Source organism: Streptococcus mitis, from assembly GCF_005144795.1.
GTDB classification, from domain to species: domain Bacteria; phylum Bacillota; class Bacilli; order Lactobacillales; family Streptococcaceae; genus Streptococcus; species Streptococcus mitis_BB.
Genome location: NZ_SWFJ01000017.1, coordinates 1 through 12,136 on the forward strand (window position 1 = coordinate 1; position 12,136 = coordinate 12,136).

The 12,136-nt window shown below is 42.4% G+C and carries 15 protein-coding genes; all 15 read right to left on the reverse strand.

Translation table 11 applies throughout. From position 1 onward, the window contains the following. Window positions 1-163: 163 nt before the first annotated feature. Window positions 164-817, reverse strand: coding sequence for a phosphate signaling complex protein PhoU (gene phoU / locus FBF73_RS09560; protein ID WP_000946458.1), 654 nt, complete (start codon window positions 815-817; stop codon window positions 164-166). Window positions 818-828: 11 nt separating this feature from the next. Continuing rightward, complete coding sequence (gene pstB, locus FBF73_RS09565) at window positions 829-1,587, reverse strand: phosphate ABC transporter ATP-binding protein PstB (RefSeq protein ID WP_136937679.1); 759 nt, start codon at window positions 1,585-1,587, stop codon at window positions 829-831. Window positions 1,588-1,599: 12 nt separating this feature from the next. Continuing rightward, window positions 1,600-2,403, reverse strand: coding sequence for a phosphate ABC transporter ATP-binding protein PstB (gene pstB / locus FBF73_RS09570; RefSeq protein ID WP_004258485.1), 804 nt, complete (start codon window positions 2,401-2,403; stop codon window positions 1,600-1,602). Window positions 2,404-2,413: 10 nt separating this feature from the next. Then, entirely contained in the window at window positions 2,414-3,298 is an 885-nt protein-coding gene (gene pstA, locus FBF73_RS09575) for a phosphate ABC transporter permease PstA (RefSeq protein WP_004258489.1), read from the reverse strand. Further along, window positions 3,288-4,205, reverse strand: coding sequence for a phosphate ABC transporter permease subunit PstC (gene pstC / locus FBF73_RS09580; protein WP_001070903.1), 918 nt, complete (start codon window positions 4,203-4,205; stop codon window positions 3,288-3,290). Before pstC ends, pstA begins: the two co-directional genes overlap by 11 nt. Further along, a complete protein-coding gene (locus tag FBF73_RS09585; RefSeq protein WP_136937680.1) occupies window positions 4,205-5,083 on the reverse strand; it encodes a phosphate ABC transporter substrate-binding protein PstS family protein in 879 nt (292 codons plus the stop codon). Before FBF73_RS09585 ends, pstC begins: the two co-directional genes overlap by 1 nt. A gap of 221 nt (window positions 5,084-5,304) precedes the next feature. Beyond that, a complete protein-coding gene (locus FBF73_RS09590; protein ID WP_124787279.1) occupies window positions 5,305-6,609 on the reverse strand; it encodes an RsmF rRNA methyltransferase first C-terminal domain-containing protein in 1,305 nt (434 codons plus the stop codon). After that, a complete protein-coding gene (locus FBF73_RS09595) occupies window positions 6,610-7,383 on the reverse strand; it encodes an inositol monophosphatase family protein (protein ID WP_125411201.1) in 774 nt (257 codons plus the stop codon). Continuing rightward, window positions 7,373-7,651 (reverse strand): UPF0223 family protein, encoded by a 279-nt coding sequence (locus FBF73_RS09600; RefSeq protein WP_124787277.1) that lies wholly within the window; start codon window positions 7,649-7,651, stop codon window positions 7,373-7,375. Before FBF73_RS09600 ends, FBF73_RS09595 begins: the two co-directional genes overlap by 11 nt. Further along, window positions 7,651-8,052 (reverse strand): Spx/MgsR family RNA polymerase-binding regulatory protein, encoded by a 402-nt coding sequence (locus FBF73_RS09605; RefSeq protein WP_000631259.1) that lies wholly within the window; start codon window positions 8,050-8,052, stop codon window positions 7,651-7,653. Before FBF73_RS09605 ends, FBF73_RS09600 begins: the two co-directional genes overlap by 1 nt. Window positions 8,053-8,260: 208 nt before the next feature. After that, window positions 8,261-8,878, reverse strand: coding sequence for a TIGR01906 family membrane protein (locus FBF73_RS09610; protein WP_124787276.1), 618 nt, complete (start codon window positions 8,876-8,878; stop codon window positions 8,261-8,263). Further along, on the reverse strand, window positions 8,868-9,641 hold the full coding sequence (locus FBF73_RS09615) for a TIGR01457 family HAD-type hydrolase (protein ID WP_124787275.1): 774 nt from the start codon (window positions 9,639-9,641) through the stop codon (window positions 8,868-8,870). Before FBF73_RS09615 ends, FBF73_RS09610 begins: the two co-directional genes overlap by 11 nt. 10 nt (window positions 9,642-9,651) lie before the next feature. Further along, the gene (locus tag FBF73_RS09620) at window positions 9,652-10,389 is read right to left on the reverse strand and encodes an acyl-[acyl-carrier-protein] thioesterase (protein WP_124787274.1); all 738 of its coding nucleotides are present in this window, start codon (window positions 10,387-10,389) and stop codon (window positions 9,652-9,654) included. 4 nt (window positions 10,390-10,393) lie between these two features. Further along, entirely contained in the window at window positions 10,394-11,524 is a 1,131-nt protein-coding gene (hemW, locus tag FBF73_RS09625) for a radical SAM family heme chaperone HemW (protein ID WP_124787273.1), read from the reverse strand. Window positions 11,525-11,699: 175 nt separating this feature from the next. Continuing rightward, window positions 11,700-12,136, reverse strand: a 437-nt coding sequence (locus FBF73_RS10165) for an LPXTG cell wall anchor domain-containing protein (protein WP_240798250.1), incomplete at its 5' end; no start/stop codon positions are given.

Consider the following 12,136-nt stretch of genomic DNA (forward strand, 5'->3'; position numbering starts at 1 on the left):
TTTTCGGAACTTCGAAAACTTCAAAAAACGGATTTTTATTGCTCTGAATATCAAAAAAGAAAGGACTAAATCTGTCCTTTCTCGAGCTTAGCTTTTCTTCAACCCACTACAGTTGACAAAGAGCCTTGATTTCAAGCTCCTTTTTATACAGAGTAAATCTATTTTATAGTTCGACAATCTTACCTGTTTCAAAGTAAACAACCCATTCACAGATATTCTTGGCATAGTCTCCAATGCGTTCCAAGAAAGCAATCACTTGGAAGTAATCACGACCTGTAACGATAGCATCTGGATTTTTCTTGATTTCTTCTGTAGCTAAATCACGAATGCTATCAAAGTAATGATTGATTTTTTCGTCCATGGCTGCTACTTCATAGGCCTGGTCTACTGAACCATTCAGATAGAGTTCAAGTGCTGCTTCGACGAAGTTCTTGACATCGCGACCCATTCTCTTGATTTCTTCTTCAACAGCTGGGATGCGTTGCTCCCCTTTCATACGAATTGCCGCTTTGGCAATGGAAACGGCATGGTCCCCCATACGTTCCAAGTCAGATACAGCCTTCAAGACTGTTAGAACTGTACGTAAGTCCTGAGAAACCGGTTGTTGAAGGGCAATCATTTCAAATGATTTCTTCTCCAATTTCACTTCGTATTCGTTTACTTCTGCATCGTCTTCGATGACTTCCTTGGCCAAATCACGGTCATGCGTAACAAAGGCACGCACTGTCCGATTGATTTGTGAGAGCACTTCTTGTCCCATAGCATAGAACTGGTTGTGCAATTTCTCTAAATCTTCCTCAAATTGAGAGCGTAACATCATTTATCTCCTTATCCAAATTTTCCTGAAATATAATCTTCTGTTTCCTTGTGTTGTGGGCTGAGGAACATCTTCTTGGTATCGTTAAACTCGATCAGATCTCCATCTAGGAAAAATCCTGTCTTGTCAGAAATACGAGAGGCTTGTTGCATGGAACGTGTAACCAAGAGCATGGTGTATTTATCTTTTAGACCATACAAGGTTTCCTCAATCTTACCGGCCGAGATAGGGTCCAAAGCTGAAGTCGGTTCATCCAAGAGAATGATTTTAGGACTGGTTGCCAAGACACGGGCAACACAGACACGTTGCTGTTGTCCACCTGAAAGCCCGATAGCTGAATCATGCAGGCGGTCCTTGACCTCATCCCAGATAGAAGCTCGTTGCAAGGCTTTTTCAACCGCCTCATCCAGAACCTGCTTATCCTTCACTCCATTGATACGAAGCCCGTAAACAACATTTTCGTAGATAGACATAGGGAAAGGGTTTGGTTGTTGGAAAACCATACCGATTTCCTTACGTAATTCAACTGTATCTGTACGTGGGCTGTAAATATTGTGGCCGTTGTAAACCACCGAACCAGTTGTGGTTACCTCTGGATTGAGATCCCCCATGCGGTTAATAGCCTTGAGGAGGGTTGACTTCCCTGATCCAGATGGACCAATCAGGGCTGTAATTTCCTTAGGTTGGAAAGATAGGGAAACACTATTCAAGGCCTTTTTTTGATTGTAGTAAACGGACAGGTCTGACACCTGTAAAATCGCTTCTGTCATACTGTTTCCTTTCTATCCAAAGTGTCCTGTTACGTAGTCATTGGTCGACTGTAGTTTGGCATTTTGGAAAATATTAGAGGTCTTATCGTACTCAATCAAGTCGCCCAAGTAGAAGAATCCTGTGTAGTCACTAGCACGCGCAGCCTGCTGCATGCTGTGGGTCACGATGATAATGGTAAAGTCCTTCTTCAATTCCAACATGGTTTCTTCCAACTGAGCTGTCGCAATCGGATCCAAGGCTGACGCCGGTTCATCCATCAAGAGGATATGTGGTTTAACAGAGATAGCGCGAGCGATACAGAGACGCTGTTGCTGACCACCTGATAAGGTCAAGGCTGACTTGTGCAAATCGTCTTTGACCTGGTCCCAAAGGGCAGCCTGACGAAGAGAAGTTTCCACAATTTCATCCAAAACTTGCTTGTCCTTAACTCCTGCACGTTCATGGGCAAAAGTGATATTGCGGTAGATAGACTTGGCAAAGGGATTTGGGCGTTGGAAGACCATTCCAATGTGCTTACGCATCTCATAGACATTGATTTCTGGACGGTTGACGTCAATCCCTTGATAGAGGATTTGACCTGTGACCTTAGCAATATCAATGGTATCATTCATACGGTTGAGACTGCGGAGGTAGGTTGATTTCCCTGAACCAGAAGGGCCAATTAAGGCCGTAATTTTATTTTTTTCAAATTGCATATCGATGCCCTTGATGGATTCTTTTTTACCGTAGTAAACATGTAAATCCTTAGTAGAGAGGGCCACTTTCTCTTCAGGAAAGGTGATAATATGCTTTTCATCCCAATTATATTTTGACATGGCTTCTCCTTTAGGCAGCGGTTAATTTCTTATGTAGATAGCTTCCGAGTTTGCGGGCTCCAAAGTTAAAGATGAGGATAAAGATGAGGAGCACGGCCGCAGAACCTGCTGATACGATAGTTCCATCAGGAATGGTACCTTCACTGTTGACTTTCCAAATGTGGACAGCCAAGGTTTCTGCTTGGCGGAAGATTGAGATTGGGCTAGTCACACTAAGAATGTTCCAGTTTGACCAGTCAAGGGCTGGAGCGGATTGTCCTGCTGTATAGATCAAAGCAGCAGCCTCACCAAAGATACGACCAGAGGCCAAGACAACACCCGTCACAATACCTGGTAGGGCTTCTGGAATAACCACATGGACCACAGTCTCCCAACGAGAAATCCCAAGGGCCAGACCAGCTTCACGTTGCGTATGGTGAACATGTTTCAAACTGTCCTCGACATTACGAGTCATCTGAGGCAAGTTAAAGACTGTCAAGGCCAAGGCACCTGAAATAATTGAAAATCCATACTCAAACTGAACTACAAAGATCAAGTAACCAAAGAGACCTACAACCACTGATGGGAGTGAAGATAAGATTTCAATACAGGTTCTGACAAAATTGGTCACAGGACCTTTTTTAGCATATTCAGCTAGGAAAATCCCAGCTCCCATAGATAAAGGCACAGAGATAATCAAGGTAATAACTAATAGGAAAAAGGAATTATAGAGCTGAATTCCAATCCCTCCGCCTGCTTGGTAAGAAGATGATTTGCCAGTCAAGAAAGACCAAGAGATGTGGGGCAAACCACGAACCAAGATATAAAGAATCAAGGATGCCAGGATGGCAACAATAATTCCTGCAATCGAGTAGAGGACAGCTGTTGCAAGTTTATCTAATTTCTTAGCGTGCATAGTTTTTCTTTCCTCTTTCTTTCGTAATCAATTTAATCACACTGTTGAAGGCCAAACTCATCAAGAGTAAGACTAAAGCCAAAGACCAGAGAACGTTATTGTCAACGGTTCCCATAACGGTATTTCCGATACCCATGGTCAAGACAGAAGTCAAGGTCGCAGCAGGTGTTGTTAGTGAAGTTGGGACAACGGCTGAGTTTCCAACTACCATCTGAATAGCCAAAGCCTCACCAAAGGCACGCGCCATCCCAAAGACAACAGCGGTGAAAATCCCTGAACGCGCTGCCTTCAAGGTTACGCGCCAGATAGTTTGCCAACGAGTGGCCCCCATAGCCAAACTAGCCTCGCGGTAATGACGAGGCACCGCACGCAAGCTGTCCGTTGTCATAAAGGTTACCGTCGGTAAAATCATGACAAAGAGTACAAAAATACCTGACAAAATTCCAAAACCAGTCCCACCAAATACACTACGGACAAAGGGAACTACGACCTGCAAACCGATAAATCCATACACGACTGAAGGAATCCCGACTAGCAATTCAATTGCTGGTTGTAAGATTCTAGCACCTTTTGGTGAAACCTCCGTCATAAAGACTGCCGCACCAATGGCAAAAGGAGTTGCGATAAGGGCTGATAGGATTGTGACAATAAAGGAACCCAAAATCATAGGAAGGGCACCAAATTGTTTACCTGAAGGATTCCAAGTTTGTCCAAATAGGAAATCAAAGATATTGACTCCATTGACAAAGAAGGTCGACAAACCTTTTTGGGCTACGAAAATCAAAATCATAGCCACGATGATGACAATCAAAGACAGACAGGCAAAGGTCAAGCCTTTCCCTAGTTTCTCTAGACGAGAGTTCTTTGAGGGAGAAAGTAATTTTTTAGCTAATTCTTCTTGATTCATTAGTGACTCCCTTCTAGTGCTGTCACCGTTCCAACAGCGTCTTTTTCAACCTTCATTTCCTTGACAGAAATATAGCCCATCCCCTTAACAATTCCGCTTTGCGCTTCATCTGAGAGGACAAAGTTAAGAAATTCTGCCACTAATTCATTCGGCTGACCTAGAGTATACATGTGTTCATAAGACCACAAAGGCCAGTTATTGGTTGTAACATTTTCTGCAATCGGCTCATAGCCGTTCAATTTCATGCGTTTAACTGAGTCATCCACATAGGCAAAAGCTAGGTAAGAAATGGCTCCTGGTGTCTGGGAAACAATGTTTTTGACCATCCCATTTGAATCCTGTTCTTGACTCTGAATGGCAGATTGGCCATCCATAACAACACTATCAAAGGTTGCACGCGAACCAGAACTTGCCGCGCGGTTGATAATGGAAATGGCTAGATCTTTTCCACCGACTTCTTTCCAGTTGGTTACTTGACCTATGAAGATGCTACGGAGTTGTTCAGTTGTCAGATTTTCAACATCAACTTCCTTGTTCACAATCACCGCCAAGCCCGCTACGGCTACCTTATGATCCACTAGAGCGGATGCGTTGATACCGTCTTTTTCCTCAGCAAATACGTCTGAATTTCCTACATCAACAGCTCCAGACTGAACCTGAGACAGACCTGTACCAGATCCTCCACCTTGGACGTTGACTGTTTTTCCAACGTGCATAGAGCCAAATTCATCTGCTGCTGCTTCGACCAAAGGCTGAAGAGCCGTTGAACCAACAGCTGTCATGGATTCCCCACGATCAATCCAGCTAGCACATCCCGCCAAAGAACCTGCCAGCAAAAGAGCTGCAAGAGATAAAGCGAGTTTTTTCCTTTTTTTCACTGTTTTTCTCCTTGAAAATAATGGTGAATGCTGTGAATTTTTTCAACTATTTATTTATGTTTTTCTTTTTTAAAATTGGGAGCCAACCGAAGTTGCTAGCTTAGTTTTACTAGAAATTTGCTCAATTACCTTTTCCACCAATTTTGACTTAAAATGAAAGACAATTTGAAAAAAATCCATACTTCCACTATAACATAGACAAGCTACTTTGACTAGCATTTTCACTTGAATCTGAGTCCTTTTGGAAAATAATTTTTCAAAACATTTCCCGTCACCTTAGCAAAGCCCAACCCATTGCCTTGAACCAAAACTTGGTACCAACCATTTGGCAGACTTTCTGCCAGCTGAACAGTTTCTCCAGCCACATACTTTACAAACTCTTCTTGGTCAATTTCAACCGACTGCTTGACCTGACTCGGTTTCAAGGCTAGACCAAGAGCAAAACTAGGCTCAAAGCGTTTCTTCTTAAAGGTACCCAGATGCAGTCCATTACGAGCAATCTTGAGCTTCCCTAAATCTGGCAAAAATTCTGGCAGGAGATAGAGTTGGTCACCAAAAGTCTGCAAGATTCCCCTTAGATTGATTTTCAGGTGTTTTTGGGCAAATTCCTGCCACAAAGTAACTTGTTCGCGGCTGAGATTGCTCTTACTTGCCTTAAATTTAGGAGCTGGATTGTCACCTCTAAATTGTAAATGAGCTACAAACTGCCCCTCTCCCTTAAACTGATGAGGGTACATCCGAGCTGTTTCTGGCAGGTCAATACCAGCTACCATTCCATTGATATGTTCAACTGGCAGCAAATCAAAATCATACTCTTCCAGTAGCCAATTGACAATCTCTTCGTTTTCCTCGGGGGCCCAGGTACAAGTTGAATAAACCAGACGACCACCTTGAGCTAACATGGTCACGGCATCTGCTAGAATTTCTCTTTGCAAGCTAGCACATTGACTCGGATAATCTAAGCTCCAATAGTCCATAGCATCTGGTTGCTTACGAAACATCCCTTCACCAGAGCAAGGAGCATCAAGGACAATGAGGTCAAAATAGCCTTTAAAAACCTTGGCCAAGCGGTCAGCAGATTCATTGGTCACCACGACATTTGTCGCTCCAAAGCGCTCCATGTTTTCTACTAAAATCTTAGCCCGTTTGCTTGAAATTTCATTGGAAACAAGGAGACCCTCCCCTGCTAGATAGGCTGCCAGCTGAGTTGATTTGCCACCCGGTGCAGCAGCCAAATCCAAGACTTTCATACCAGGACTGGGCTGGGCTACCTGAGCAACCATCTGAGCAGCAGGTTCTTGCGAATAAACTAAACCAGTAGCATGCTCAGGCGATTTCCCAGACACCTTCCCGTAGTGGCCCCAAGGAGTTTGAGGAATGGCATCAGAAAAGGAAACTGGCGCTTCTTTTAAAGGATTGATCCGAAAAGCCGAAACCGCTTCCTCCTCAAAAGAGGCAAGAAAATCTCTTGCCTCATCTCCTAGTATCTCTTCATATTTTTCAACAAATCCTTCTGGAAATTGCATTTAAGTTCTTTTCCTTTCGTAAATATAGGACTGAATTTCCTCCTGCATCTCAAGAGGTAGCATCATGACCGGCTGTCTGGTTTGAAAATTAGGAGTTTCACCAGAAAGGGTCACCACCCGATAGCCCAGACTTTCCCCTAAAATATTAGCGGCAGCATAATCCCATGGTTGCAGATAAGTGACATAGGTCAATAAATGCCCTGACAAAATCTTGGCAAAACTAATGGCCGCACTCCCATAGACACGAACACCGAGGACCGCTCGACTCAAATCAGCCAAGCCCCATTCATTGGTTTCCAGCATGCCACTATTCCCTGCAATAAGGAAATCTCCAAGTGGTTTTGGTTTAAAAGGAGCTAGAGGCTTATCATTTAGACAAACTGGAAAGGCTCCGCCACCGTGGTAACAATCCCCTTTGACCACATCATAAATGAGACCAAACTGACCTTGACCATTCTCAAAATAAGCCATCATAACAGCAAAATCTTCCTGCTGGGCTACAAAGTTATTGGTCCCATCAATGGGATCAATAACCCAAACCCTGCCCTCTTGAACCGAGGCTCGCAGACAACCTTCTTCAGCACAAATCTTATCCTCAGGATAACGGGATAAAATCTCACCAACCAAGAGTTCCTGAACTTCCTTGTCCAGTCTGGTCACCAAATCTGTTGGAGAGGACTTGGTCTCAACACACAAGTCTTCCTGCATGTGGTCAAGGATGTACTGGCCCGCTCTCTTAATAAGCTCTTTAGCAAATTCAAATTTACTTTCCAAGAGAAATCTTCCCTTCCCCTTTTTCCTTGGCAGTCTGAACTGCTCGATAAAGCGAATAGCCACTAACTGTTTCAAATTCTCGGCCCAAACGTTTTTCTTCGCTCTTGCTTGGCACGACCGCTTTGAATTCCTTATAGGATTCCAGTAACTTTTTAGCCTCTACCTTGCCCTCATAGGCAGCTTCAACATCATTAAAAAAAGAAAGCACTGAAGCAAGTTCTTCAGTGCTCCACGACAAATCTAGTGGGTAACTATACTGTTTGTTCATTAACTAATACCAGCTCTCATTCTTGCTTCTTTTAGTTCTTGCTTACGATAACTACGAGGGAGAAAAGCACGAATCTCATCTTCATTAAAACCGATTTGCATGCGTTTAGCATCGATAATAATTGGACGACGCAAAAGACTAGGATACTGCTCAATCAAATGAAGCAATTCCGATACCGAAATACTCTCTACATCAATATTCAATTTTTGAAAAATTTTTGAACGAGTTGAAATGATGTCATCAGTACCATTTTCGGTCAAGGAAAGGATGTGTTGCAATTCTTTTCTTGTTAAAGGACTGGTCATAATATTGTGTTCCACAAAGGGAACCTTATGTTTTTCTAACCAGGCCTTAGCCTTACGACATGATGTACAGCTCGGTGATAGAAATAGTGTAATCATGCTTTTCTCTTCTTATCTATACTTTGCTATTTCTATTATACACAAAAATAAAGCGCTTGACTAGCGATTTTTTAAAAAAAGCCTATTTTTCAAGAAAAATAGACTGTTTGCGAACGATTGATATATTCTGGATTTAGTTAATTCACTCTTAACGATGGTTTTAAATTATATGATTTTTTATATATACAAATTAAAAACGTCTTTCGTTTTACTTCCTACGACTTTTCAGGTACAGAAAACCAAAGAAGCTTTCATAGAGGGTGAAAAAGAGGAGGAAGGCATGAAGGAAGAAGGTCTCTGGCAAAATCAGAATCACTGGATCCTTAGCTGGGTCAAAAAGCCAGGTATCATCTCCCACAAAGAGAATTTGATGGAAAAGAGTAAAGAATTGGTCAAAACCAATCAAAACTCCCCCAAGACCAATCAATACAGGCAAGACAACTAAAGCCAGAAAATTTTTACGATAGAGAGACAAGAATCCCTTTTTCACAATTCCTTTGATAAAGAAATAGAAACTTGGCAGTGTCACTAAGGCTACTAGCTGAACCAAGTGAAAGAGGTTTTTGACCACCGCAAAATGGTGTAGCCCAGCTGCTGACGAACGAAAATCAGGCATCTGCAAGACCTGACTAAAAGGGTTGGTCAGGTAATTCATCAAGATATGAAAGTTGTACTGAATGGTTTCCGGTTTTAGATAGACTCGATTTGTTAAGTTCAACCACTGAATTTCCATAGGATAAAAGATCCAAGCCAGATAGATAGTCAGAAGGATTGAGAGGGAGAGGAGAAAGAACATAGAGCTCCAAAAGATCAATTTAGTTTTCATCAAAGTTCCACTCCGCAAGGCTAGAAACTACATGAGTCGGTGCGATTGGCAGGTCTGCTACTTCTTCTGCCTTGGTAAAACCTGTCGTCACCAAGAGCGTTGGAATGCTATTGTCAATTCCTGCTCGAATATCAGTCAAGTAATTATCCCCAACCATGATTAACTCTTCACGTTCCAAACCTAAGTGCTCAACCGCCTTGTCCATAATAATAGCATTTGGTTTCCCGATATAAACAGGCTTCACTCGTGTTGCTACTTCAAGAAGCGTAATCAGTGAACCAGCACCTGGCAAAAGACCCCGTTCTGTCGGGATATTGAGGTCAGGATTGGTTCCGATAAAGTGAGCTCCCTTTTGAATCGCAAGAGTTGCTGTCGCAAATTTTTCATAGTCGACTTGCCAGTCCAGGCCTACTACTACATAGGCAGGATTCTCCTTGTCTTCGACATAGCCCGCCGCCTTAATGGCATCTTTGAGTCCTGCTTCTCCGATGACATAGACGGTCTTTTCAAGCCCCAAATCATTCATATAATCGATAGTCGCCAAAGTTGCTGTGTAAACAGTCGATAGAGCTGTATCGATATTAAAATTCTGAGCCAACATCTGCTGAACACTCTCAGGAGTGCGGGTTGTATTGTTGGTCACAAAAAGATAAGGAATGTCCCGCTTTTTCAATTCATGGACAAAAGCCTCTCCTGCTGGAATTCGATCCTTCCCCTTATAAATGGTTCCGTCTAAATCAATTAAATAGCCTTTATATTTCATCTATTTCTTCCTAATCCTTTTTTATTTCTTGCCAAGTGATGATAGCTTGGGCATTGGTAGCCCCGTCGCTTGTGATCTCATGCTTGCTTTCCAGTCCAGTCCGTTCAACAGCCGATGTAATCACCCCACCTGGTCGAACTTCCTTGACATACTTGAGATTGATTTTCTTGGGAATATATTGGGTCAAAAAATCCGCTCCCATGACCTCAAAAATCCAATCCAGATACTTACTGTTATTGACATGACCATTCATATCCAAGTCGTAAAAACGAACATGGTAATCCTTGCTGACTGGCTCGTTCAAGGACTCATACTTTGGTCCACGGATGAGCTTTTTATCAAAATCAGACTGGTAAGGAGCCACAATCTCAGGTTCGACAGCATGGACTTTTCGACTATCTCGGTCCATGAGAACAAAGGTCGCCATCATGTGAATGAGCTCCTGCCCCGCTTCATCATAAATGGTAAAGCGACGGTAGCAAAAAAGTCGATTATAGCTCAGGGCTTCCGTTTCGATAGTGATTTCCTCTGCAAAACGAGGCAAACGAACCACCTCAATATCATAATCTGTGATAATCCAGACCAGATTATGCTCTTCCAAAATAGTCTTATCACTAACCCCCAACTCAATAGACTGCATCCCTGAAACTTGCAGGGATAGCAAAATCACATCTGGAAGCTTGATATGACCGTTCATATCAGCCATATCAAAAGGAATTTTCATATTCATTTGATAAGTTAAGCCCATCATCCTACTCCAAAATAAATCGTTCTGCTACAGTGTCTCCTAAAAAGAGACCTCTTTTTGTCATGCGCACGCGATCACCGTCTATTTGCATGAGACCTTGTTGAACCAAATCTCTGACAATTTCTCCATAAAGTCCATCGAAGGACCGTCCAAATTTTTCCTCAAATCGCGCCATGGAGACTCCTGATTTCTTGCGGAGGCCCAAGAACATTTCTTCTTCCATCTGCTCCTTTTGACTCAAGTGCTCTTCTGTGATGCGAGCATTACCTTCCTCAACAGCACTGAGATAATGACGAATCGGACCATGATTTTTATAGCGGACACCATTGACATAACCAGATGCCCCAGCACCGATGCCATAGTATTCAGCGTTGTCCCAGTACATGAGATTGTGGCGACTTTCAAAACCAGGCTTGGAGAAATTAGAAATCTCATAATGCTCAAAACCAACTCGCTCAAGCTCTACGATGATATACTCAAACATCTCAGCTTCCAGTTCCTCCTTAGGCAGAGGCAATTTCCCTCGTCGCATTCGGTTCATAAAGACCGTATGATTTTCTAAAATCAAGCTATACAGACTCATATGGGGAATATCCAGCCCAATGGCCTTAGCCACATTGTCCTTGACCTGCTCCATGGTCTGACCTGGCAGTGCATAAATCAAATCGATGGAGATATTGTCAAAACCAGCCAGTTTTAGACGGTCGATATTTTCATAAATATCCTTCTCCAAATGACTGCGCCCAATCTTTTTCAACATCTTGTCATCAAAGGTCTGCACACCTAGAGAGACACGATTGACAGCCGAGTTCTTCAAAACGGCTATCTTATCCGCATCCAAGTCACCTGGATTGGCTTCAATGGTCAACTCTTCTAAGGCAGACAAGTCCAAGTTTTTAGTCAAGCCATCCAATAAAACCTCCAGTTGAGAAGCTGACAAAGCTGTCGGTGTGCCACCACCGATATAGAGGGTTCTCAACTTTTGAATATCATAAGATTGAAACTCTTCTAACAGATGTTCCAAATAACTATCTACCGGCTGATTCTTGATAAAAACTTTTGAAAAGTCACAATAATAACAAATCTGGGTACAAAACGGGATGTGCACATAGGCTGACGTTGGTTTTTTCTGCATAGTAATTATTATACCACAAAAGCGAACAATACTTAGAATTCCGTTTAACAAAATTCTAGCATTGTTCGCTTTTTTTATCTAATCATTCTTTGTAGTTTATGGATAAAGCAACTCTCAGAATCAATCTAGTTTGTTGTTAAAATACAAAAGGATGAATGTTCATTTGACTAAATTTTTAGTCTTCTTTTTTCTTTCCAAGAGCAAGTCCGAGACCACCTAGCATACCAAGAAGTCCTAGAGATGCAAGAGTCGCATTTGATTCTGTTCCTGTATTTGGCAATACATTTTGAGAATCATTTGATTTAGCTCCATTATCATTAGTATTCTTAGTATCTACCTGATCTGCATTCGGAGTTAGAGTTTCTGGTGTTACCTTAGCCGGAGTTTCTACTGGAACTTCCACAGCTGGTTTACCTGGTTCAATAATCTTACCTGTACCTGGAACTTTACCGTCTGGTAATTCGCTGTTTGGTACTTTACCTTTTCCGTCTTCACCGATTGTAACAGTGATTGGGTTACCATCTTTACCTGGGATTTCTACCTTAGTTCCTGGTGGATATGTTGAGCCATCTGGTTTCTTAGGTGTTACTGTAACGTCACCTGTCTTAGGAT